Here is a 22,390-nt window from a genome sequence, read left to right as displayed (position 1 = left end):
GTTAATAAGTTTAAATAAACTGTCTTTCACTGTGAACGTATTTTCATGGTATAAGTATTTTAGTCATACTGGTATGGATTGCCGCTACTAGTGCATAAAAAGTATAGGAGAAAATAAATGGAATTAGTTTCACCTTCGTATGAGTTTGAAGCCGCTTTTACTGCATTTTATGATGATTTTTTAGCGAACGACCATGAAAATTCAGAGTACTATTTAGCGGGTAAACAAGACTTCACCTCGTACGTAAAGCATCTTCTTGATGAAGCTAATGGCGTGAATTTAGCTGATGGGTATGTGCCTTGTAACCACTATTGGTTAGTTAATGATAACAAATCGATACTTGGTGCTATTCGTGTTCGCCATAATATAGACAATGAATTCCTTGCATTGGAAGCGGGTCATATTGGTTATGATATGGCGCCTTTATCTCGTCAAAAAGGCAATGGCAAGCTAATGCTGAAACTTGCGTTAGCCAAAGCAAAGGCGCTAGGGATTCATTCTGTGCTTATCACCGCAGATGAAGATAATTTAGCATCGCGTAGAGTTATCGAAAGTAATGGTGGTCAATTCGATAGAGTCGTTATAGGTAAGGTATTTCCGAACCCTATTGCTCGGTATTGGGTCGACTGCAGTTAGGGTGACATCTGATTTTGTAAGCGAGCTCGCAAGATGCACTTTTTCATTACAAGCTATTGAGCTAGTCAGCCTACAATTCACTTTAAGATATTGATAAATATAAAGTGTCATATTTGTGTCGTGCTCGTGACGTTACCCCTATTGTCCTGAAAGGATAATATTCATCGAAACAGCAGAAGGGAATCGACGATGATTGTCAGAAAATTAAGATTACAACGTGGTTGGTCGCAAGACCATTTATCTCAAATAAGTGGATTGAGTATTAGAACCATCCAACGTATTGAACGAGGACATAATGCTGGTCTTGAATCATTAAAGTCTCTTGCTGCTGTATTTGAAGTTCAAGTAACGGATTTACAAAAGGAGCCCGATATGAACGAATCAAATATGAATGAGTCTGGCATCAAGACGACGAAGACACCGAGTGATGTTAGTGTGTCAGATGAAGAGAGTAAAGTGCTCGCTCAGGTAAGAGAGATCAAAGGTTTCTATTCTCATTTAATTACTTATACACTTGTAATTAGTATGTTGTTTGTCATTAACTTTGTGACTGATCCTAGTTATATATGGGCGTGGTGGCCAGCAATGGGTTGGGGAATTGGTATTGTGTCTCATGCATTGAGTGCATTTGAAATCATGAACTTCTTCGGTGCTGGCTGGGAGAAGAAGCAAGTAGAAAAGCGTTTAGGTCGGAAACTGTAGATAAAATAATAATGGTTAGAGCTAGCGAGCCTCGGTCTAGCTCTATTCTTAAAGAGGTAGTAAAGCTAGATATTAAATACAGAAAGATAGCTAAACAGCATTAGCAATGAATCGCTTCGCCTCTGTTGGGGATGTTATTCTAATAAATTGAATGTGAGAATATTGTTTATCATTAATAACTTTTTGATAGCGTTGTTTGTTACTGCTATGGGTTTTAATTGTCTATAGAAGTATCGAGTTTTTTCTGGTCAGTAACGTTTTAAAACTTTCTTTATTTCCCAAGTTCGGCCATAGTTCTTTTTGATTCAGCCCAGTCGGCCTTCCAGCATAGTGTATCCATTTCGTAATAAGGATAAGACAGCTTTTTAGCCAGTTTTTGGTGAAAGTCGACTTACCACTGCCACTTGTCCCAACAATATTTATCTTGTTCATTGCCCCTCCTAAGTTCGTGGGGCAGCGTAGTTCGTTTCCCTAGTTGTTAATTACCGCGGGTGAGCAGACTAGATATTTAAGTAAAGCCTCAGCATATCTTTGTGTTGAATACCATTTTCAAATATGGGGTCGGTATAATGGTCTAAAAAATGATCTTTGAGCACGCTGTCTATGCGAAAACCTAACCGATGATAGTATGTGAGTTGATAGCCGAAGGCACCAGTACCGAGTTCTACTCGTATGACCCCTTTTTCCTTAAGGGAGATGATAGCAAATTTTAGTAGTTTTGAACCTATGCCTTGCTGTTGATATTCAGCGTGAACAGAAACATTGAATATCTCGACGACAGTCGGCGTGTCTTGTGTCTCCTGATATTCTATAGGTGCAACAATACAGGCTGCTCGTATATCCGTATTCTCAGTTGCCACAAAACACCAAGCGTAGGGTAAGTAACGCTTGATGCTCGCCTCTGAAGGGTCGGCTTCGAGCAGCAAAGCTAAGGGCACCTGATTAGGTGAAACTTGGTGATATCGCATAACGTAGATGCCCTTTTAGTTGAATAGTTGGTGATCTATGCAGTTATAGAGGAAAGACTTTTTCGAAGCGCTCCAGCACAAGTTCAGATTCATCATTGAAAGTTGCACCAATCTGAGCCGCATAACATGTGAAAAAGTCGATGTGGGCCTGATGCCACCATTCGTAGCTACCATCTCCTTCACCTTCTGATTCTGCAAACTCACGCGTGACTTGATTAAAAGGGCTAGTGGATACCTCAGTGAGCCGTACTATACATACAGGTTCTTCAGCCCAGTTCAGTACAAGGGTTAAGTTGCCAACTTGCGGCAGTGGCTCATTGTCGATGTCATAACCTTCTTTTAGGCTACATGATGCGCGTTTAATGCCCTTATTGATCAAACGGGCGCACTCATTGGCATTGTACTCATCGGCACAAAAATACTCCGCAACAACCTGAGGTATTGCAGCTCGTTCTTCTGGGCTCAGTTGTACTAGATACGCATCTAGCATCGCTTGTTGATTTGGGTTCATGATCTTCCTTGATACAGATGTTGTTTAGAATGAATACTTGTCAGTCATTCACTTTATCAGATATTGGCTTATAAAGGCTTTTACGTGGTCTTCACATATTCCAACATCAACTTGAATGTTCGCTTGTTTTATTCGATCTAGGCCTTTACCGCTGTTTCGCGGATCAGGATCGATCATAGCGACGACCACACGTTTAACCCCTAATGTTGCAAGGGTGTTTGCGCAAGAAGGCGTTCGTCCCACAAAAGAGCAGGGTTCAAGTGTGACATAAGCGGTTACATCACTAAAATCGACTGGCGTGTTCTCTTTATGTTCATTAACTAGCTGATTAGCGAGTCTATTCTCTAGGTATTGCGCGATAGCATGTGCTTCAGCATGATGCTGACCGGGCGGCTGAGTATAACCTTCACTAATGATGCTCCCATTTTTTACCAGCACACAGCCAACGGGAGGGTTGGGGCGACATTGCGGTAGCGCTTGTTGTGATAACTCAAGTGCCCGTAACATGTACTTTTCATCATTCTGCATCACTAAAACTTCCAATTGTGAGTTTAGGCCAGTGGGTTAACCACTGCTTTGCTAGGACTCGTTGCTCGAAGAGAGCGCGTGAACGCCTAGGGTTATGGGTGATCTTGAGATCAAATAAAGAATCTAGGCCAAAAGCGCTTATCCCTTGGTAACCATCTCTGCCTGTTGTCGTTGGCACTTTTCGAATGGCGATGGCTGTTTCTTTTTCTGGCCAAAAACGCATGGCATCTAGTGTACTTAAATATGGGCGATCGCCATTATAGCCGTGCATCCTTGCTTGATTTCGCACTTGCCAATTTTGATTGGGCATCATGTCTGAGAGTTGTTGCTCAAGCGCAATATCCCTGCTTGGATCGCTTTCAGTTGGGTCGAAATAAATAACATCCAGATCATTGAGCGGGGTTGTTATCTGTTTTTCGGGATGCAGGTGATCCCAGACTAAATTTCTGACAAAGCCAGCGGCTAAATAACATTGTGGAAGTGCCAGTAGCGATACACAATGAAGCGCCTCTTGCCGTAATTTATCGTTTTCGATGAGGGTGATAATTCGCTGCATATGGTTGATTTTAATTTGTTATTGCTAGTTTAGCTTCTGCGTATTCTCTTAGTACGCGAGCATTATCTGCATATACTTCATTGCCACAAGCTATGCCATCGAAAGCGATAGAAGGGCTGGAGTAGAAGGGATGAAATTCATCCGCGTAAGACATCACTGTGCCTTTGCCTCCGCAATGATAACCATAGGCGTATTGCTTTATTTTAGAATGGAGCCCAACAGGTAACCAAGCTGCTAAATCGAATAGGTAACCCTCAGTTTGATATGAGAGTGTATCGATATCGTGATTTGCCCATGCTAAGTGGCCTAATTCATGTTCTAACACGACTTTTGGACAGCTTATATCTAGCACGAAAAATTGAGGATAAAGCGCAACGTCTGTTTGTCCGCATTTATCGGGATTGAACGCTGAATTTCGTGTGCTGAATACTACGCCGTAGTAAGGGTATACGTGATGATGTGATTTGTTTGGCTGCAGCGCTTCCATTCTATCTGGATAGTAATAGGCGAGGAGATCATGCACAGCATAGATATCTTGGAAGTTGATATCGAGTAATTCACTAATGTACACCACCTCTTTTAAGGTCCGTTTCATGGGAATGCAAGAATTACGCATGACGGTATTGGAATGTTCCAACCAACTCTTTATATGACCTTCAATAACAAAAGGGGCATATTGCGCCTTAATCGATTCTGTTAAAAACAAAGTGACAGGCGTTGTTAACACTGCTTCTGGTAAGCAAGTGGGCGTGGTGAGAGGTTTATCCTCGGCGAACGCGTTGAATGAAAACAGAGATAAAAAGATCGCAAAATATTTCCTCAAACTCACACTCCTTGTGAATATTTAGGGCCATCATGTCTTGATTTGGCCTTGTAAACCAAAGAGATAGTAGCATAAAAAACCTTTCATATGGCAGGTGGTTTGTATCGTAATAGTAAGGCCTAGTGGTATGGTTTATATGCGTCATTTCTTCAGAATGAAGCTTTGCCCTGTAAGTCAAACTTAAAGCTACTCGTTGGTGCTGTTTTTATCAGATGAGTAATATCAACCCCAACGAAACGGGGGACTCAATCAATATTCAAGTTGAGCATCAAGATTGAATATATAAACGAGACAACCAGTCGAATTCTGATGAGGGCGAAGCAATGAAAGCATCTAAAACAATTATCGCAACACTGATTGCAGCATCAACATTGAGTATGGCAAGCATAGCAACAGCATGTACATCGGCTATTTATAATAATGGTGACGTGAGCATGACGGTTCGTACTATGGATTGGGCTGGTCAAGATCAAGCAGAAGTTGTCGGTAAAGGGCGAGGTATTGAAAACCAGTATGCCGATACTGAAGATGGCATCACAAGTAAATCTAAGTATGCCTCTATGCAGATTAAATCCTTTAACCCAGGCATTGTGGCTGAAGCCATGAATGAAAAAGGTCTGGTAGCGCGTATCTTATACCTGGGTAAAGATTACACTGAGTTCCCTGAGGGTAAAACCGGTGTTCCAGATGTGAGTGCAGGTGAAGTGCCACGCTTCGTGGTTGATAACTTTGCAACAACCGATGAAGCACTCGCAGCGCTGCGCAGCATTGATGTGATTGACCAGAAAATTTGTGACTTACCGGGTCATGCCAATGAGTGTATATCTGCTCCTGTTCATTACCAAATTACAGATGCTTCGGGTAAGAGTGCGGTGATTGAGTATGTGAAGGGTGAGCAAAAAATCTATGAAGGCACCCATGAAACTGCGCCTGGTGTACAGTTCATGTCGAATGATCCAGAGTTCAGTACGCATTTAATCATGGACAAAGAGGGCACAAAAGCGGACGCCAGTATCCGTTCATACGACCGTCGTCTTCGCGCCAAAGAGATTGTTGAAGACTTGTATGCTCGAGATGTCAAAGACCCAGCAAAAGCGGCACTGAGTATTAAAGCAGTTGCTAATAATGTGTTCTCTGGCTACGACCGTATCGACGCACATGTGAATGATGTATTCCCAACGTTATGGACAATTTACACCGACCAAGCGAACCAATCATGGACGCTAGATCGTGCCGATACATGGGAAATTGAACAGTACAACTTTACGATGTTTGATAATGCTCAAGCCGCTGAAACAGTATTGGGACAAAACCCTAACGTGAAATAGGGCGACACCGTTAAAAGACTCTGTTTACAGCCGATAGCAACGATAAGCCAGCGACTAACCGCTGGCTTTTTTTATTTGGCTGGTGCCAGTGATTGCATGGCATGCTCAATCGAGGGGAAGCTTATCTTTGCGATACAGCAATCGCCAATACAGCTTTGATGCAGTTTAATCAGATCACAGATCTGATCCAGATATAGTGAGGTATTATCCGAACGTAATTGAATGGTAGAGCTGCTTGGTACAGGCTCTGGCATTGATAATGATGCTTGCGTTGGTTGCTCTAGCAGCTTGAATATCTTACCTGTGACATCAATAAGCATATCTTCGTCACTGTAAATAGCTTGATGGACATCATCACTATCATTCCATTGTGCCTGTGATGCGAAATAGGTTAGCTCGCTATCACCTTCTAATTTGAGTATTGCTGGCCATGAAACCACAGTTACCTCCGTATGCATGTCCTGAATAATGCTCTCTGGTTCTACCATCACTAACAGCCACTGAAAATGATGGTGCAGAGATTACTCTTGATTTAAGTTCAGATCTTTTTGCAACTTCTTGGTCAGCCCTAAGGAGACAATACGGTGAGACTCGGTCAGATAATACATGAGCTCTTCATCCGTCGCCGCTGAACTTACAAAGTGTTGGATCCATTTCATCCCTCGTGATGCAAAGTAAGGTGCAGGTTTATAACCGGGTTGATCACTAAGGTAATGATAATTCTGATCAGACGTTTTAAATATAAAGGCAGGTTTATCGTCAGGCCCTAACCCTCCAATGGCAAACACTTTTCCACCGACTTTCCATACATGAGAGTTATTCCATTGCACAACATAAGTCGTCGCTGGCAACGCACGACAAAAAGCATTGTATTGGTCATAATTCATTGTTGATTCCTTGTGTGCATTTCAGCAGATGGCCAGTCACGTTTGTTAAGAAGGCAATTGAAGCTTGAATGTTAGGCTTGCTTTAACCGCGAGCCATTCGCTTTCAATGATAGAAAAAACAACCGTATCTCGGTAGCTACCATTGGGCATCTTTTGATGGTTGCGAATAACACCATCTTGCTTAGCACCTAAGCGTGCGATGGCATTACGTGAGGTTTGGTTATGCCAGTGAGTGCAAAATTGGACCGCGATGGCTGATAAATTTTCGAAGGCATGAGTAAGCAATAGGTATTTGCACTCGGTGTTCACGGCTGTACGTTGGTAGCGTTTTGCATACCATGTGTAACCAATTTCAACTCGATGATTAGTGCAATCGGCGTTGCAATAACGGGTCGTGCCAATAATCTCTTGAGTCTGATTATCGATAACGACAAAGGGCAGTGAACGGCCTAGCTCTTTTTCTGACAGCGCTGTTGCTATATAGGCATCAACCTTTTCTTCATTGGGGATGGATGTATACCATAAGTTCCAAAGCTCACCATCAGATGCTGCTTGAACAAGCGCTTTAGCATGCTCTTTTTTCAAGGGTATTAATGTAACATGGTTACCCTGTAACTTAATGTCCGAAAGCCATGTAGTGTTTGGCATGAATAACTGCTCCTTGTTATTTATTAACCTCATTCATGAGGTGCGCGTTGTTTATATCTAAGATAATGATTTTAAACTGCGACTTAACACCATAACGAAAGGCATCATAAAAGCCAATGGTCAGTGATCGGATATTACAATGTGGCACAAGAAGTTTGAAGAACTAGAACCGACGGAGCATCAACGTTTCTTGGAGTCACTAGGAATTTCAGAGAATGAAATTGTCCGTATAAGGGGGATTTAGAGACGAATCTTTTTTACTATCGCTTTAGAGATTCGCTCTTTGTATTGGCTTTCAGGTTAAGTTCTCAGGGATGAGATATTACGAGCGACTTAATCGGCGATAGATCTTACAGCCAATCGCGTAGCCGACAGCAAACAACGTAATAAACAACATGGCAGAAAAGAAATAAGCCAGATACTGCGAGATACCAAGCCCCCAAACTAAGCTAAAAACTAACCCTTGAAACGCTTCAAGTGGCCACTTCATCACAGGGAAGTGTGAATCACCAGCCAGTAAGACAATGAGGCCTAAAACAGGGATTAAGCCACCAAAAACGCCGCTTGCTACCATTTTGTTCATTTATGCAGACTGCTTAAATATTAAAATTGTACAGCTATTGTGGTTTTATATTGGAACCTATTCAAGTGCTTTATCACTGTTGACATAGCCTTTTGCTATTTCAAAAACGCCCCTAACGTAAAGACTAGGGGCGAGTTTATTGATGACAGTATTAGTGATTAATCTTAAAAGAGCCAACATGGCGATCGAGCGTTTGAGCCAACTCTGCCAATTTTTGGCTAGAGACTTCTAGTTCTTGGCTGGCTGTCAGCCCAAGCTTAACCGAGCAATCAACGGTATCCATATTGAGGTTAATTTCGTTTGCAACACTGGTTTGTTGCTCAGTAGCTGTAGCAACTTGGGTGTTCATATCAAGTATCGCCATAACCTGTATAGATATTTGTTCCAGAGCTTGCTGCGCTTTTTCAGTTGCTTGCGATCCTTCAATGGTCAATGATTTGCTGCTATCCATAGCATTGACTGCATTTTTAGCTTCATTTTGAAGCTGATCAATCATGGTTTGAATTTCATTGGTTGACTGCGCCGTTTTGGTTGCAAGATTTCTCACTTCGTCAGCAACGACGGCAAAACCTCGACCAGCCTCACCAGCACGTGCCGCTTCAATCGCTGCATTGAGTGCTAATAGATTTGTCTGTTCTGAAATACCACGAATAACTTCAAGAATAGAACCAATGGATTGTGTTCTATCGGCAAGAGACGTTATGACTCCTGATGTGTCATTCATTTGGTTCGCTAGGCTGGTAATTGTGCTGGTGGCTTCTTGTAAGATCTTTTGTCCGTTTTGAGTTTCGATATTCGCATTCTCAGCGGATTCTGCTGCGCCGCTGGCATTTTGTGAAATTTCACTAATGGTTGCGATCATCTCATTCATTGACGTAACAACTAAGAGTGATTGCTCGCTTTGCTCATGACCTCGTGATAGAGATTGTTGAGATTGATTTCGTAGATCTGTTGCCGAGTTGCCAAGATCAACACCGGTATTAGCTACCTGAGTGATTATATCGTTGATCTTAATGACAAAGGTGTTGAAAGCTGTAGAGATATGAGCAATCTCATCGTTGCCATTAACTGGCAATCGGATGGTTAAATCACCATCACCTTGAGAAATGTTCTCTAACGCGTGCTGTAACCCCGAAAGCGGTCTTAATAGTTTGCCTAGCAACCATACCAATACACAGCCACAGATGAAGAAAATACCTAGAATAACCACGAGCTGGCTGATTACTATGCCTTTAGCTGCTTCACTTACTTCTGTAATGGGAATGCCGATATCAAACGTACCGTACAATTCACCGTTGACATAAACAGGGGATAAAATGTCGTATACCCAGACTGCCTGTACATCGGCATACCACTTAGAATGTTGTGGTTTTCCTCTTGTCGCGCCATCTACGGTATAGCTATCGCTGTAGACTTTATTGAGTTTTTCAATATCACTATGCGCAATAGCTTGAACATTTTTATCAATGACTACTGCATAACTAATGTCTGAACGGCTATTCAGTGATAGTACAAATTGTTGTAAGTCTTCGACAGGCTGTGACGATGAACTCAATATATATTCAACGTTTTTAGCCAGTAATTCAGCTTGCGCCTGAGACTTTTTCAGAATGATTTGATCGATCTCTTGATGAGAGATATAAGACGTTGAAGACACACTTGCGATAGCTGCAATTGCAAACATGATGCAGACTGCGATTAATATTATTTTTTTCATGAACCTAACCTGTTCCTTATGCTTTAGTAGCCATAAAATCCTAACCAATATAAGTACAACGTGTACTACTAGTGCTAGCTAGTATTTTTTTGATTTATGTGTTTTTGCAACTTACACGCTGATTTAAGCATGGAATGATACACCTCCAGTTGGCGTATCACTCTTACGTATATTGAAAAGGTTGATATGGTTCAATATATAAGGTTATCAGCAAAGGTATGCGTAAAAGGTAATGTTGGCTTTGTTTGTTATTCGTACAGTTTGGTGCGCTTAGGATGAGGGTGTTGCCATTTATGAAAGAAAAACCGGAAGCTGAGTAAGTCAGATCCGGTTTGATTATGTATCTCTAGATGGCTAGGTTAGGGGGGGCACTAACCATCCGTGATATTTAATTATTTGTATATAGATGCTTACTTGGTAAAGAAGCCGTTATACATCATATATAAGTGAGCCGCAGACCAAGAGAAGTTAGATGCGCCTTGAACAGCCCCTGTTTCAGGGTTGTAGTTCTCGCGAATCGGCATGTTACCTGTCATACCTTCTGCGTTGTTAAATAGCTCGTTGGCCATTGAAATCGCTTCTTGTTTGTAACCGTAGTTATCCATAGCACGGAAGCCAAAGTACACTTGGTCTAGCCATACACGACCACGCCAGTAAACATCCTTGCCGTAAGCTGGGTTTGTTTGTGAAGCGGTTGGTAAAGGCACGCCGGTATTTTGGAATTTATCTGGCGTATTGAATTCGTCTTGATCGCGCATCACAGCGATGACTTTATCTGCGTGTTCTTGTGTTGCCGCTTCATTAAATAGAGGCGACCAACCTTCAGGCCCACGGCCACGAGTAACGATAGGTTCACCTGCACAACCATTGGCTAATGGGGCAGGGGTTGTGCCATCAGCAGCAACATTAAGGTGAATGTCGTAGAAGAAGCCAGTACCTTCATCAAACATACATTGGTTAATGTAGGTTTTAATTTTACTTGCGCCATCTAAGAACTCTTGTGCACGTTCTTTACCTGCAACACCATCAGAAACTAACCCTGCCATTTCAGCGAGGTATTTGTTGTCTGAGTACATATAAGAGGCCTGATCGACAGACTCTTGTAGCATAGAGAAGCCAAGTAATTGACCCGCTGGATCGTTGTTATTGGCGCGGTTCTCAGCAAATCGTACTTCCCAGTCTTGCTTCGCCAGTTTTAATTTTGCTAAGTTAGCTGCATCTTTATTGGTGTAATCCCATGCGCCGTTGTTTAGCGCCATGCTGTTATCAAAACCGTGCGAACTGGCTGCATAGCGTCCCAGTTGATCGACATTTTTGTCAGGGTTGTTAATGTCGTCAGCTTGTTTGTTCATGTCGTGAATATTGTAGATAAAGCCAAAGCGTGCAGCGTTATCCATGCCAGATTCCCAGCCCGCCGCTTCTTGCGCACCGACTTCAAGATTCATGTAATCAACCTCATCCAGAATCTTGTTATAAGAAGCCATGCCTTTTACTTGATAGTGATCACCGTCAGTTTTGATGATGTCTTCAGACGGAATAATGTCTTTAAATTTCGGGTCTTTAGTTTCTACCCATACGTACATCACACCGTCAGAAGTGTTGTGTGCTGGATCGACCGCCGCACCGTATTCAGGTACACCGTTTTGGTTGTGGTCGCGGTTTGATAGCCACCAATCGTGGTAAGACACCAGTTTAGGGTAGATCTCATCAATGAAGGCTTGTGCATCTTGTTGGCGGCCAAAGTCATTCGCCAACGCATGGTACACTTCCATGACAGACCAACTAGCGAGTGATGGTTTGGTATTACGCTCGTTCCAGTTTTCAGAACCTGCACCGCCACGTGATGTCGGTTTGGTGTAGGTCAATACGTCAAGTAAATAACCTTTATCTTGTGGGCGAATTTTATCATTTGCTTGGACTTGTTCTTGGAAAACAGTACGAATGTTATCCATGGCGACATCTGGGTTAAAGTGCGCCATCGCATATGCTTGTTTCCATGAATCCCACGGCCAAGTTAAGTTGCCAGAGAACCAGCGTGCAGTAACCGAAGGCGTCACTGTGGCTTGTTTTATGTCTCCCGCCGCTGAACGCCAGTTACCGTTTAAGGTCATCATGGCTTTTACTGCGACACGCGCTTGCTCTGGTGTCGCATCTTTATTGGTTAAACCATTGGCCAGATAGCCATCCCAACGTTTTTTAGAGGCATTCATGTAGCTAGTCGGCGTTGCTAAAACGTCTTGAAGTTTAACGATTTCAGATGCGACTTCGTTGGCATTGTGCAAGTTAGAGTAGGCAGTGTAGAAGGCCGTTGTTTTCTTAGCTGAGACCTGAGTTTCTGAGAAAGAAGTAAACGAGGTTTCATTGGCGATAGTACGCGTTTTTAATGAACGCGTAATACGGAACTCGGCATCAGCATCACTACGAATTGCCCAATTGTTTTTCATATCGCCAAAATTGATTTTGATACCGTTATCAATGGCTGAAATTTGGCGTTTGTATTCAGGGTAGTATTCAGCAACGGTCTTATTTTCGTAATCTTCACCTGAACGGGCGTATTTGACTAACTCGCCATCCCATTCCAATGAAAGATCCATGTCATTATCTGTTAGGTTGGTGATTTTTGTTTCAACTAGCGAAGAGCGGTTGGTGACAAAGCGTAAAACCATTTGTACATGAATATCGTCCAATTCTAGTACTTGAACTAGCGCGCCAGGGATAGAGTAAACCTTAGCCTTAGCATCGGACAGGTTATAGGTTTGGCCGCTGTTTTTATCTGTAATTGTTAGCTTGTCGAACGCTTCACCTGACATGAAGTGGGCATATTCTTGCGTTACTTGCATGATGCCACCAAAGCTACCGTAACCTGCTGCATCTTCTGGCAGTAAATGGCCATGCCATGCGCCATTATCAATTAATGCGTTGTATTTTAGGTTAGAGTAGATATCGTAATCACGCAGGTGAGTAGGGTTGCCTGTTCGATCAATAACGTTGGTAAATTCAGACGTAGGTGCAACTGGTAAAGTGAAGCCGCTACCTCCGTTATTATTGTCATTAGAATTACAGCCAGATAGTAAGATTGAAGCCCCGATTACAATAGCAAGTGTACTTTTACTAAACATACTATTTTCCTATTATTTACGTTATATTGTTTTTTGCTTAGGTAAATAAGCGAATTTTAAGTGTGAGAATCCATCCTGAGTAAATAGGATTCTCTTTTATGTTCTGTTTCTTATTTTAAGTTGTTGTTATTTTTCTTTTGCGAATGAAATCGCTTTTAGTAATTCACCATCTACATTTGGTATAGTGTCAGATAGGTAAATTTGATTGCCGGGGGTGAATGTCATCAACACATTTTTTAATGGTTTTTTGCATTCTCCGGTTTTATTTTGTACATCAAATTCAATGAGTTTGTTATATACCTCCGTAGCGAGTTTTTCTTCTTGCTCTTCAGTGATAGCAATTCTTCCTATACAAATAGGAGGACGAATTTCATGACTGAACGATTCTTTGCGAAACCTTTCTGCAAATAATGTATCGAGGTTTGAACCCTCTTCAAAAATAAAACGTCCTTTATCTTTGAATTGATACTGGTGATCACCCTTAAGAACGATATAGTCCATCATCTCTAAAGCCCTAAGGTAAAGGGTTATAGAAGTAGAGTTGAGCTTGTATTTCTGCGTGATCTCTTCCAGAGTCCATTCGTTGCGGCGAAGTAAATACAAAAAGTCGAAAAGATATGGAAACTGGTGAAATATTTCACTATTTACGTCTGTTATAAACTGCTCATTTTCATGTTGTAATTGCCTGCCTCGTTGTGATAGTTCAACAAGGTCTGTATCTAGGTGGCTTGCATAACAGAGTATCTTATCAAGCCCTAATGCTGTGTTATGAAGTTGTCTTTTTATAGTTGAAAGGGGGATCCCTGTACCTATAGATAAATCAGCGTAACAAATACCTTTCTCTTTGATTTTTTCTCTTAACGCAGCGAGCAAATACGTTGCGGAATTATTCATTCGATAATGCCTGTTTCTAATCTATTTACATCCTTGATAATTCCGCAAGAAAATCCTATTCTTGTGATCTTGATTCAATAACTTGTTAGGCCTTGTTCTTTTGACGATAATATATACAGTTGTTAGTTAATAAGATTGATTTTATTTTAAAGTTTTTAATCGATTACATTAACTGTTCGCTGTCTATGATAAATGCCGTTCTTAATGGTGGGGAGTATAGTAGTTTTGATTGATTTAATTAAGAGAGAAGTTCCGTAAATAGAATAATTTAATTTTGAGTTATAAATATGAAATCGTGAGTATCAAGAATTTAAACTTAAGAAAAGAGTAATGTATTACATCACATAAGTAATAATAAATACTGGATTTTCATTCCACTTTATAGTCGTGAATATAATGTTAACGACCTAATTGTGATACGTTAATTGTTGCTTTGTTTTATTGAATCAAAGTCATATTATATTTGTTTTGAATATGAAGGTAGTTATTTTTGATTAATTATTGATAATAACATGATTGAATAGTTACAGAAAAAAGCGTGTGTTAAATCATAAAATAAACACTTAGTAAATAAAAATGTACACAGTCTATTATATATGTGACATAGATTACTTTTGTTCGTTATTCAACTGTTTGCTGTTAATCCTTATTTCTTTAAAGCTGATAATTTATAAAAAGCTGAAAATTATAAAGGATCATGTTGGGTGAACTTATCCTTGTTTGAACTTCTCCTCGGAAGCTTTCCATTGTTTCCTCTTATATAGCTTGTCATTGTAGAGCGATAAGTAGCTGTACAGCCTCTTTACCTGTAACAAAATAGTCTGAATGAAAGTGCAGTGGAATGTATACCATGAGTAAATTGTTACTTGCGTATTATACCTAGTCGCGGTATTGATGATGGAACACTGAATAATGATGAAATAAATATGGATATTTTGAACTTTGAAGCATTTCTAATTGCTATCACGATTTTAACCTTGACTCCGGGGCTTGATACAGCCTTGGTTATTCGCAATACCAGTCGTTCTGGTTTGGCTGACGGTTGTATGACGAGCTTTGGTATTTGTAGTGGGCTTTTTGTTCACGCCTTTTTTTCAGCTGTGGGGATTTCAGCTATTTTGGCTCAATCTGCCGAGCTATTTCAGATGGTCAAGATGGTGGGGGCTGCTTATCTTATTTGGTTAGGCTTAAGTAGCTTACGAGCTATATCAAAAAATGGGGTAGGGATGCAAGTTGGAGAGGAGGTACAGCAGGCATATAGCGCGAAACGCTCGTTACGTGAAGGATTTTTGTCGAATGTACTGAACCCTAAAACCGCTGTATTTTATCTTGCGTTTCTTCCTCAGTTTGTAAACCCAGAAGGATCACCATTATTGCAGTCAATGCTAATGGCTTCGGTTCACTTTATTATTGCTATGGTTTGGCAATGTGGTTTGTCTAGCATATTGAACTCAGCCAAAAATCTTATTGAAAATGGACGCTTTATGCAGTGGATGGAAAGTATCACCGGGATGGTATTGGTTGGGCTTGGAATTAAACTGTTAATGGAAGAGTCACCATAAATCGCAGTGTTTATGTTCACAACAAGATCTGACTTTGGTTATTTAACCGTTCACTTCTATGCTTTCACTATTCTCTATAGTTAATCATCGGATGTACGGGAGCGTTATGATGGGTAAATACTTTATAGGAGGAGTCCTCGCTTTTGTGCTGAGTACAACCGCAAATGCTGATAATGGGTCAATTACACTAAAAAGCAGTTTCAGTGTGAACGAGACAGCAGATAAATTTGAGAAAGTCGTGCAAGAAAAAGGAATGACGATTTTTGCACGTATCGATCATGCAAAAAGGGCCAAAAAGGTGGGGGTAATGTTGCGCCCAACTCAGTTAGTGATATTCGGCAACCCTAAAGTGGGCTCACCTCTTATGGCGTGTAGCCAAGGTGTCGCCATTGACTTGCCGCAGAAAGTGATTGTGACTGAAGATGAAAATAAGCAAGTTTGGCTAACTTACAATGACCCACAATATTTGGTAAACAGACACAATATTAGAGGCTGTGATGCTGTTATTGAAAAAGTGAGTAAGGCGTTAACCAATTTTGCAAAATCGGCTACGCAGTAACTATCCCAAAGAATGATGATGACTTCGTTGATGGTCAATTTACGCTCAAAGACGGCTTGTAACATTCACTACAACACCTTGGTAATTAAGCCATCAGTGAGTTGATTTCTGATGGTTTGTTCCTTTCGCTTTTATATCTGAAAGTTAGGGCTACTTTCCTTTAGTGCCCAGCGGTGATCATTTCGGCTTAGCTTACGGTATTGGGTAGGTGTTACTCCTAGGTAGCTCTGGAATGTTTGATAAAAGCGACTGCTGGAATTAAAACCAACGGTAAGTGTGATATCTAAAATAGTACGTTCGGTATCGCTTAGCAGGGCACGAGCATGGTTGATGCGCATAGCCGTAATATATTGCTTAATCGTTAGCTGCATCATACGTTGGAAAATACCCATTGCATAATTCGCATGTAGCCCTACATGATCGGCAATTTGCTTAACCGTCAGCGGTGTATCATGGTGAGTGGCTATGTACTCTAGCATTTGACTGACATAAAACTGTGAATGCTTAGAAACCCCATTTTGCGTTGGTTTGTCTTTGCGGTTAGTGAGCATCTGCGACCAGCCTGTAAGGCATAAGCGCTTTAGCATCAAACTTATTTCGTCGGCGGCTAATTGCTGACGACTTTCAGCTTGATGCATCATTTCATCTTCCCATCGCTTAAGTTCAAATTCGCTTACTAACGAAGATTCATCTGAATGTAAAACGGCGCCATGCGTTATTTGATTTACAAACTCCCTGTTAAGAGGCCACGATAAAAAGTGGTGAATAGGAATGTTAATGATCCCCATATTATGACAGTTTCCAGGGTTGGTCAGCCGATGAGGAATAGACGCCCAAAATAGCCCGATATGGCCATCTTTTAAAACGATAGGGCTGCCATTGATGATGTACTCCACATCGCCACCGAATGGAATATTCACTTCGACCTGTCCATGCCAATGATACCCCGGCATATCATGAGGACGCCTTAATTCAATGTCTATTTTCTCATATGATGAATAAAGCGATAACGGACTGATCGAAACACTTTCAGGTGAATCGTTGTCTTGCGTCGTAACAAATAAGACACTTTTTTTTGGCGGCTTCATCTCAGCACCTTAGGAAATAGCATATGTGGCTGTTCTATCAAAGTCTTTCATTTGATTCAGGGTATTTGTCACAGAGTGAATATTTCCTTTGGGTATAAATTCTAATCTGAGATGACGGTAACAATCTCTACCTTAAGCTTGGCTTGATATCCGAAAACTCATTAAATTATGCCTTTTTGTCCTGATTTCTCATATTTTGTTTTCACCAGTGATAAATATGAGAAAACGGGATAGCGATATCATTTACCGAGACGAAAAAGGCGATTGAAGGCGTGTAATGTTTAATCATCACATTACGATAGTTACAGATATTGAAGGATACACACTGATGAACACGCCAAAGATTACTTTCATAGGGGCAGGCTCGACTATTTTCGTTAAGAACATTCTTGGCGATGTATTCCATAAGCCAGCACTTAAACACGCACAAATTGCTTTAATGGATATTGATGAGACGCGCCTTGAAGAGTCTCATATTGTTGTTAGCAAGTTGATGGAATCTGCTGGTGCCGAAGGGACTATTACTTGCCACCTTAATCAAAAAGAAGCTCTGCAGGGTGCCGACTTTGTTGTTGTCGCTTTTCAAATCGGAGGGTTTGAACCTTGTACGGTTACCGACTTTGAAGTTTGTAAGCGCCATGGTTTAGAGCAAACTATCGCTGATACCTTGGGCCCTGGCGGTATCATGCGCTCACTGCGTACAATTCCGCATCTATGGCAAGTTTGTGAAGATATGACCGATGTTTGCCCTGATGCAACCATGCTGAACTACGTCAACCCAATGGCAATGAATACATGGGCAATGTATGCAAAATACCCCAATATTAAGCAAGTTGGTCTTTGTCATTCAGTGCAAGGTACAGCGGAAGAGCTTGCTCGCGACTTAGAGATAGATTATCGCGACCTTCGTTTTACCTGTGCTGGTATTAACCACATGGCTTACTACCTAACGCTAGAGAAGAAAAATGAGCAGGGTGAGTATGTTGATATTTATCCTGATTTATTAACGGCCTTCGAAAGTGGTCAAGCGCCTAAACCTGGGATCTACCATGCTGGTCGTTGTGTAAATCTTGTTCGTTACGAAATGTTCAAAAAGCTGGGCTATTTCGTGACTGAATCATCGGAGCACTTTGCAGAATACACTCCGTACTTTATTAAGCCTAACCGCCCTGATCTGATTGAACGCTACAAAGTGCCGTTAGATGAATATCCAAAGCGCTGTGTTGAGCAAATTGCAAACTGGAAGCAAGATTTAGAAGAATACAAAAAGGCTGAACGTATAGATGTAGAAGAATCACATGAGTACGCCAGTATCATTATGAATGCGATTTGGACTGATACCCCGAGTGTTATTTACGGCAACGTGAAAAATGAAGGTCTTATTGATAATTTACCACAAGGATGCTGTGTCGAAGTGGCTTGCTTAGTGGATGCTAACGGTATTCAACCAACAAAAGTCGGGACGCTACCTAATCACCTTGCGGCATTAATGCAGACCAATATAAATGTTCAAACATTACTGACAGAAGCTATTTTGACCGAAAATAAAGATCGTATTTACCACGCAGCGATGCTGGACCCACATACCGCCGCTGTCTTAGGACTAGAAGAAATTTATGCGCTAGTCGATGATTTGATTGCAGCGCATGAAGGTTGGTTACCTGCTTGGGTTCATCAATAAACAGAGATTCACCAGATAAAAATAATAACAACAACCACTACTTAACATTAACGTGAATTAAATGGAATGATGTCTTTTTATGCTCAGGTTATTTATGGCCTGAGTGTAAAAAAGGCTAAAGGAGCTGCAATGAGTGTTTCAATGAACACCAAACTGAGCTACGGTTTCGGCGCATTTGGTAAAGATTTTGCTATCACCATCGTTTATATGTACCTCATGTTTTACTATACCGATGTCGTGGGTATCTCTGCTGGCGTTGTTGGTACAATTTTCTTAGTTGCGCGTATTTGGGATGCTGTTAATGATCCTATTATGGGGTGGGTGGTTAATAATACCCGAACGCGTTGGGGGAAATTTAAGCCTTGGATTTTAATTGGCACAATTACCAACTCTATTGTGCTGTATATGCTGTTTACTGCCCACTATTTTGAAGGCCCGTGGCTAATTGCTTACGCTGCTGTTACCTACATTTTATGGGGCATGACTTACACCTTAATGGATATTCCATTTTGGTCATTAGTGCCAACACTGACACTGGATAAACGTGAGCGTGAAGAGTTAGTTCCTTATCCTCGTTTTTTTGCAAGCCTTGCATGGATTGTAACCGCAGCTATAGCCATGCCTATGATTAACTACTTCGGTGGTGATGACAAAGGTTTTGGATTTCAGATGTTTAGCCTAATGTTAATAGTCTGCTTTGCGATTTCTACCTTTATTACGCTCCGTAATGTGAACGAACGTTACTCTACCGCGCAGTTGGATAGCACGAAAGTTGAAGAGAAAGTCTCGCTCAAAAAAATGGTGTCACTGATCTATAAAAACAGCCAACTAAGCTGCGTATTGTGTATGGCATTATCCTATAACCTTGCTACAAACATTATTATGGCGTTTGCGGTTTACTACTTCACTTATGTGGTGGGTAATGAAGAGCTGTTCCCGTACTATATGGCATACGCTGGCATCGCGAATCTTATTACGCTGGTATTGTTCCCTAAACTCGCGAAAATTTTCTCACGCCGTATGTTATGGGCTGGCGCATCGGGCTTCCCAATTTTAGGAAGTTTGGTGCTGACTTATGTCGGCTTATACGATCAGCAAAGTGTTTTACTAATATCTACAGCAGGTATTTTGCTGCAAATTGGAACAGCCTTGTTCTGGGTACTAAACGTTATCATGGTGGCAGATACGGTCGATTACGGTGAGTACAAGTTAGGTGTACGCTGTGAAAGTATCGCGTTCTCGGTTCAAACTCTAGTGGTTAAAGCTGGCTCTGCATTTGCTGCTTTCTTTATTGGTATTGCGTTAACTGCAGTGAACTACATTCCGAATGTTGAGCAAAGTGCAGATACTATCTTTGGTATGCAGTGCATCATGATTGCGTTACCGACTTTCTTCTTTGCGATAGCGTTAGTTATTTACTTCCGCTTCTATAAGCTAAACGGTGCGTATCATCAGAAGGTACAAGATCACCTGACTGAGAAATACGATCACTTAACACCAGATTCAGACGGCGATGAGCCAAAAGTGACAGAGAAACCTGCTCCAGCCGTATAGCTCGCCATCAAGCCCCTTATTCAAGGGGCTTATTTTAAATTTTTAATTATCAATTTCTTATGTTTATAGGGAAGTAACTATGAAGTCTAAGTGGGAATTTTTAGTTGCCTTATCTTTTATGGTATGCCATATTGTTTATTGGAAAGGGAGTCGGTATGCTAGTGTCAATCGGTGCTGGAAGTCGTTGGAATGTAGTTAATAGATATAAAAGGTGAACGAATGTCTTGTCAGCATTCTGAGGTGAAAAGAGTTAAACGTACGTTTTTTCAGAAACTATTTTGTAAGGCTGTCTACCAATGCCAGCACTGCGGTATGTATATAAAATTATGAGTGGCAATACCCAAAAGCTGAAGCTTGTTATAAAAATACGAAGTAAATCGCATATTAGTGATGTGAGAAAGCGATGGATGATGAAGTTTGAAGCTGGTGATCATGCGCTAATTAAACCAGTTAACCAAAACCGAGAATTCAAGAAAGATCTTTGTCATTGGCAATAGCTAAATGGTGATATCAGAGTAAGCGTTCTCCAATGTTTAAGCGCTTGGACTATCGCTCATGCCATCGTAGTTCAAATACTCAATGCACAAATCATGAAAGGCCTGTGCCTGTGGTGAAATAGTGCGGTCTTTCAATCGAAAAATACCAATCTGGCGCTTAAGTGGTGGGTCTATCAGTGGGATCCAAACCAAGCGGGTTTCATTGGTTGGGAAGGCCAGTTTAGGTAGCGTTGTGACGCCAATGCCCAATTCTAGTACCGAGAATAGCGAGGTTATATTTTCAACCGAGTAGAGCGCTTGTTCACTCAAAGTCCGTGCAGGGGTTGGATCCAATAACTTACATGTCCCGTTGCGAATGAACGGCAGTTGTAACAATGTCTTCCATTCAATCCCTTCTGGTTGCTGGGCGATTGGATTGTCACGTAAACAGACCACGCCAATTGGATCTGAAATGAGTGATGTGAAATCTATAGCGTCTTCTTCAAGTTCTGAACAATTTCCCAAGGCTAAATCGACTTCACCTGAGAGTAATCGAGCTTCGACCCCTGCGGCATTATCGTCTATCAAACTGACCTCTACACTTGGGTACTTTTCACTAAACGCACCTAGCACACTTGGTATCAGTTTAGCCGCGACAGAAGGTACGCTGGCAATGCGTACTCGACCTTGCTGCCCAGCAGCAGCTGCACGCAAATCATTGTTTAATGCATTGTAAACATTAAGAAACTGAATAATTTTAGGTAAGCAGATTGTTCCAAATGGCGTTAAAGTTGATTTGTTACCTGCTTCAAATAGTGATTGCCCTAATATTTTCTCTAGTTCTTTTATTGAGGTTGAAAGTGCTGCTTGTGAGCGGTTTGCTCGATGTGAAGCGGCCCGAAATCCGCCTTCTTCAACCACTAACACAAAATGTTTCAATTGTTGAAGCTTTATACTCATAGGCGATTATTCCTTGTGAAGCCTTTATTCACCTAACTTCCCGCAAGGTGATAAGTTTTTATTATCATTCGTACAAAATTTACCGTTAGATTTATCAAGTGTCAAAGGGCAGTATTTAACCATCCTGAAACATTGTCGTTACACGGTTGAATTAAAACATGAATGCTCATAATAAAAAACACCCAGTAAAGACCTCTCTGTTTGCATCAAAAGCCCCATTGGAGTGGGCAATTATCAATAATGGTACGCTTTATACAGCGCAGATCCCGATTGATCAAACGGGTGCCGTTGTTGAAGGGGGCATTGAAGCACAGACTCGCCAAACCTTTAGCAACTTGATCCATACTTTGGAGTGTGCGGGCGAATCATTAGATTCAGTGCTGCAAGTGATGATTTACGTGACAGATCGTGAATACCTCAAAACTGTTAACAATGTGTATGCCGAATATTTCAATGCGCCTTATCCAAATCGAGCAGCCATCGTTGTTGCTGGGTTGGCGCGTGAAGAAATGTTGGTGGAATTTGTGGTGTATGCGGCAGCGACTGATCCTACAGCGTGATGGTGTAATCCAAACTCAACAACGTAATCAAGGTTGCCAGATTCAGGTGC

The 22,390-nt window shown here is 41.3% G+C and carries 22 protein-coding genes and 1 pseudogene; 9 read left to right on the top strand and 14 right to left on the bottom strand.

Translation table 11 applies throughout. The annotated features are described in order from the left end of the window. Positions 1 to 117 precede the first annotated feature (117 nt). Both OCU87_RS21425 and OCU87_RS21420 read left to right on the top strand, forming a co-directional pair. Positions 118 to 636, top strand: a complete 519-nt coding sequence (locus OCU87_RS21425) for a GNAT family N-acetyltransferase (protein WP_261858429.1) — start codon at positions 118 to 120, stop codon at positions 634 to 636. A gap of 189 nt (positions 637 to 825) precedes the next feature. Continuing rightward, the gene (locus OCU87_RS21420; protein WP_261858428.1) at positions 826 to 1,338 is read left to right on the top strand and encodes a 2TM domain-containing protein; all 513 of its coding nucleotides are present in this window, start codon (positions 826 to 828) and stop codon (positions 1,336 to 1,338) included. Between the two features lie 500 nt (positions 1,339 to 1,838). Here the strand turns inward: OCU87_RS21420 and OCU87_RS21410 are convergent, their stop codons facing one another. The 5 genes from OCU87_RS21410 to OCU87_RS21390 are packed head-to-tail and all read right to left on the bottom strand — an operon-like array spanning position 1,839 to position 4,724. Beyond that, the gene (locus OCU87_RS21410) at positions 1,839 to 2,306 is read right to left on the bottom strand and encodes a GNAT family N-acetyltransferase (RefSeq protein ID WP_261858427.1); all 468 of its coding nucleotides are present in this window, start codon (positions 2,304 to 2,306) and stop codon (positions 1,839 to 1,841) included. A 43-nt stretch (positions 2,307 to 2,349) separates the two neighbouring features. Next, positions 2,350 to 2,817 (bottom strand): ASCH domain-containing protein, encoded by a 468-nt coding sequence (locus tag OCU87_RS21405; RefSeq protein WP_261858426.1) that lies wholly within the window; start codon positions 2,815 to 2,817, stop codon positions 2,350 to 2,352. A gap of 48 nt (positions 2,818 to 2,865) precedes the next feature. Next, the gene (locus OCU87_RS21400; RefSeq protein ID WP_261859349.1) at positions 2,866 to 3,345 is read right to left on the bottom strand and encodes a bifunctional diaminohydroxyphosphoribosylaminopyrimidine deaminase/5-amino-6-(5-phosphoribosylamino)uracil reductase RibD; all 480 of its coding nucleotides are present in this window, start codon (positions 3,343 to 3,345) and stop codon (positions 2,866 to 2,868) included. After that, on the bottom strand, positions 3,335 to 3,901 hold the full coding sequence (locus OCU87_RS21395) for a nucleotidyltransferase family protein (RefSeq protein ID WP_261858425.1): 567 nt from the start codon (positions 3,899 to 3,901) through the stop codon (positions 3,335 to 3,337). The genes OCU87_RS21400 and OCU87_RS21395 overlap by 11 nt, the downstream gene beginning before the upstream one ends. A gap of 10 nt (positions 3,902 to 3,911) precedes the next feature. Continuing rightward, complete coding sequence (locus OCU87_RS21390) at positions 3,912 to 4,724, bottom strand: hypothetical protein (protein WP_261858424.1); 813 nt, start codon at positions 4,722 to 4,724, stop codon at positions 3,912 to 3,914. Positions 4,725 to 5,047: 323 nt separating this feature from the next. On the opposite strand from OCU87_RS21390, the gene OCU87_RS21385 reads away from it, so the two are divergent. Then, positions 5,048 to 6,052: a linear amide C-N hydrolase gene (locus OCU87_RS21385; protein ID WP_062687712.1), complete on the top strand. Its 1,005-nt coding sequence runs from the start codon at positions 5,048 to 5,050 to the stop codon at positions 6,050 to 6,052. A gap of 71 nt (positions 6,053 to 6,123) precedes the next feature. Here OCU87_RS21385 and OCU87_RS21380 read toward each other — a convergent pair whose 3' ends face one another. From OCU87_RS21380 to OCU87_RS21370, 3 genes are all read right to left on the bottom strand, one after another. After that, complete coding sequence (locus OCU87_RS21380; RefSeq protein ID WP_062687713.1) at positions 6,124 to 6,492, bottom strand: DUF4144 family protein; 369 nt, start codon at positions 6,490 to 6,492, stop codon at positions 6,124 to 6,126. An 81-nt stretch (positions 6,493 to 6,573) separates the two neighbouring features. Beyond that, positions 6,574 to 6,939, bottom strand: coding sequence for an MmcQ/YjbR family DNA-binding protein (locus OCU87_RS21375; protein ID WP_062687714.1), 366 nt, complete (start codon positions 6,937 to 6,939; stop codon positions 6,574 to 6,576). Positions 6,940 to 6,984: 45 nt separating this feature from the next. After that, complete coding sequence (locus OCU87_RS21370) at positions 6,985 to 7,587, bottom strand: GNAT family N-acetyltransferase (protein ID WP_062687715.1); 603 nt, start codon at positions 7,585 to 7,587, stop codon at positions 6,985 to 6,987. Between the two features lie 127 nt (positions 7,588 to 7,714). On the opposite strand from OCU87_RS21370, the pseudogene OCU87_RS25085 reads away from it, so the two are divergent. Then, positions 7,715 to 7,831 (top strand): annotated as a pseudogene (locus OCU87_RS25085) (MerR family transcriptional regulator); the annotation flags it as partial. Positions 7,832 to 7,909: 78 nt separating this feature from the next. Here OCU87_RS25085 and OCU87_RS21365 read toward each other — a convergent pair. The 4 genes from OCU87_RS21365 to OCU87_RS21350 form a co-directional block, all read right to left on the bottom strand. Then, on the bottom strand, positions 7,910 to 8,170 hold the full coding sequence (locus tag OCU87_RS21365; RefSeq protein ID WP_062687716.1) for a hypothetical protein: 261 nt from the start codon (positions 8,168 to 8,170) through the stop codon (positions 7,910 to 7,912). 151 nt (positions 8,171 to 8,321) lie between these two features. Then, a complete protein-coding gene (locus OCU87_RS21360) occupies positions 8,322 to 9,887 on the bottom strand; it encodes a methyl-accepting chemotaxis protein (protein ID WP_261858423.1) in 1,566 nt (521 codons plus the stop codon). Between the two features lie 410 nt (positions 9,888 to 10,297). Further along, entirely contained in the window at positions 10,298 to 13,006 is a 2,709-nt protein-coding gene (ygjK, locus tag OCU87_RS21355) for an alpha-glucosidase (protein ID WP_261858422.1), read from the bottom strand. 126 nt (positions 13,007 to 13,132) lie between these two features. Beyond that, positions 13,133 to 13,900, bottom strand: a complete 768-nt coding sequence (locus OCU87_RS21350; protein WP_062687718.1) for a hypothetical protein — start codon at positions 13,898 to 13,900, stop codon at positions 13,133 to 13,135. Positions 13,901 to 14,826: 926 nt separating this feature from the next. On the opposite strand from OCU87_RS21350, the gene OCU87_RS21345 reads away from it, so the two are divergent. Together OCU87_RS21345 and OCU87_RS21340 are read left to right on the top strand one after the other, a co-directional pair. Then, positions 14,827 to 15,462 (top strand): LysE family translocator, encoded by a 636-nt coding sequence (locus OCU87_RS21345; RefSeq protein ID WP_261859348.1) that lies wholly within the window; start codon positions 14,827 to 14,829, stop codon positions 15,460 to 15,462. Between the two features lie 109 nt (positions 15,463 to 15,571). Then, a complete protein-coding gene (locus OCU87_RS21340) occupies positions 15,572 to 16,021 on the top strand; it encodes a DUF302 domain-containing protein (RefSeq protein ID WP_261859347.1) in 450 nt (149 codons plus the stop codon). A gap of 131 nt (positions 16,022 to 16,152) precedes the next feature. Here the strand turns inward: OCU87_RS21340 and melR are convergent, their stop codons facing one another. After that, positions 16,153 to 17,109, bottom strand: coding sequence for a transcriptional regulator MelR (gene melR, locus OCU87_RS21335; protein WP_261858421.1), 957 nt, complete (start codon positions 17,107 to 17,109; stop codon positions 16,153 to 16,155). Positions 17,110 to 17,437: 328 nt separating this feature from the next. On the opposite strand from melR, the gene melA reads away from it, so the two are divergent. After that, complete coding sequence (gene melA / locus OCU87_RS21330) at positions 17,438 to 18,790, top strand: alpha-glucosidase/alpha-galactosidase (protein WP_315972488.1); 1,353 nt, start codon at positions 17,438 to 17,440, stop codon at positions 18,788 to 18,790. A gap of 129 nt (positions 18,791 to 18,919) precedes the next feature. Then, positions 18,920 to 20,344 carry a melibiose:sodium transporter MelB gene (gene melB, locus OCU87_RS21325; protein ID WP_261858420.1) on the top strand — a complete coding sequence of 475 codons (1,425 nt, stop codon included), beginning with the start codon at positions 18,920 to 18,922 and terminating at the stop codon, positions 20,342 to 20,344. Positions 20,345 to 20,877: 533 nt separating this feature from the next. Here the strand turns inward: melB and OCU87_RS21320 are convergent. After that, on the bottom strand, positions 20,878 to 21,780 hold the full coding sequence (locus tag OCU87_RS21320; RefSeq protein WP_261858419.1) for a LysR family transcriptional regulator: 903 nt from the start codon (positions 21,778 to 21,780) through the stop codon (positions 20,878 to 20,880). Between the two features lie 158 nt (positions 21,781 to 21,938). Here OCU87_RS21320 and OCU87_RS21315 point away from each other — a divergent pair, with 158 nt between their 5' ends. Continuing rightward, a complete protein-coding gene (locus OCU87_RS21315; RefSeq protein WP_094957550.1) occupies positions 21,939 to 22,340 on the top strand; it encodes a RidA family protein in 402 nt (133 codons plus the stop codon). Positions 22,341 to 22,390 lie beyond the last annotated feature (50 nt).

Source organism: Photobacterium sanguinicancri, from assembly GCF_024346675.1.
Lineage (GTDB): Bacteria > Pseudomonadota > Gammaproteobacteria > Enterobacterales > Vibrionaceae > Photobacterium > Photobacterium sanguinicancri.
The sequence above is the reverse complement of the archived record's forward strand: the minus strand, read 5'-3'. Positions and strand labels throughout refer to the sequence as shown.

What these genes read in the sequence shown, in the direction of transcription:
- OCU87_RS21425 (WP_261858429.1), top strand. Translation starts at nt 118, where the DNA reads ATGGAATTAGTTTCACCTTCGTATGAGTTTGAAGCCGCTTTTACTGCA.
- OCU87_RS21420 (WP_261858428.1), top strand. Translation starts at nt 826, where the DNA reads ATGATTGTCAGAAAATTAAGATTACAACGTGGTTGGTCGCAAGACCAT.
- OCU87_RS21410 (WP_261858427.1), bottom strand. Translation starts at nt 2,306, where the DNA reads ATGCGATATCACCAAGTTTCACCTAATCAGGTGCCCTTAGCTTTGCTG.
- OCU87_RS21405 (WP_261858426.1), bottom strand. Translation starts at nt 2,817, where the DNA reads ATGAACCCAAATCAACAAGCGATGCTAGATGCGTATCTAGTACAACTG.
- OCU87_RS21400 (WP_261859349.1), bottom strand. Translation starts at nt 3,345, where the DNA reads ATGCAGAATGATGAAAAGTACATGTTACGGGCACTTGAGTTATCACAA.
- OCU87_RS21395 (WP_261858425.1), bottom strand. Translation starts at nt 3,901, where the DNA reads ATGCAGCGAATTATCACCCTCATCGAAAACGATAAATTACGGCAAGAG.
- OCU87_RS21385 (WP_062687712.1), top strand. Translation starts at nt 5,048, where the DNA reads ATGAAAGCATCTAAAACAATTATCGCAACACTGATTGCAGCATCAACA.
- OCU87_RS21375 (WP_062687714.1), bottom strand. Translation starts at nt 6,939, where the DNA reads ATGAATTATGACCAATACAATGCTTTTTGTCGTGCGTTGCCAGCGACG.
- OCU87_RS21370 (WP_062687715.1), bottom strand. Translation starts at nt 7,587, where the DNA reads ATGCCAAACACTACATGGCTTTCGGACATTAAGTTACAGGGTAACCAT.
- OCU87_RS21365 (WP_062687716.1), bottom strand. Translation starts at nt 8,170, where the DNA reads ATGAACAAAATGGTAGCAAGCGGCGTTTTTGGTGGCTTAATCCCTGTT.
- OCU87_RS21360 (WP_261858423.1), bottom strand. Translation starts at nt 9,887, where the DNA reads ATGAAAAAAATAATATTAATCGCAGTCTGCATCATGTTTGCAATTGCA.
- ygjK (WP_261858422.1), bottom strand. Translation starts at nt 13,006, where the DNA reads ATGTTTAGTAAAAGTACACTTGCTATTGTAATCGGGGCTTCAATCTTA.
- OCU87_RS21350 (WP_062687718.1), bottom strand. Translation starts at nt 13,900, where the DNA reads ATGAATAATTCCGCAACGTATTTGCTCGCTGCGTTAAGAGAAAAAATC.
- OCU87_RS21345 (WP_261859348.1), top strand. Translation starts at nt 14,827, where the DNA reads ATGGATATTTTGAACTTTGAAGCATTTCTAATTGCTATCACGATTTTA.
- OCU87_RS21340 (WP_261859347.1), top strand. Translation starts at nt 15,572, where the DNA reads ATGGGTAAATACTTTATAGGAGGAGTCCTCGCTTTTGTGCTGAGTACA.
- melR (WP_261858421.1), bottom strand. Translation starts at nt 17,109, where the DNA reads ATGAAGCCGCCAAAAAAAAGTGTCTTATTTGTTACGACGCAAGACAAC.
- melA (WP_315972488.1), top strand. Translation starts at nt 17,438, where the DNA reads ATGAACACGCCAAAGATTACTTTCATAGGGGCAGGCTCGACTATTTTC.
- melB (WP_261858420.1), top strand. Translation starts at nt 18,920, where the DNA reads ATGAGTGTTTCAATGAACACCAAACTGAGCTACGGTTTCGGCGCATTT.
- OCU87_RS21320 (WP_261858419.1), bottom strand. Translation starts at nt 21,780, where the DNA reads ATGAGTATAAAGCTTCAACAATTGAAACATTTTGTGTTAGTGGTTGAA.
- OCU87_RS21315 (WP_094957550.1), top strand. Translation starts at nt 21,939, where the DNA reads ATGAATGCTCATAATAAAAAACACCCAGTAAAGACCTCTCTGTTTGCA.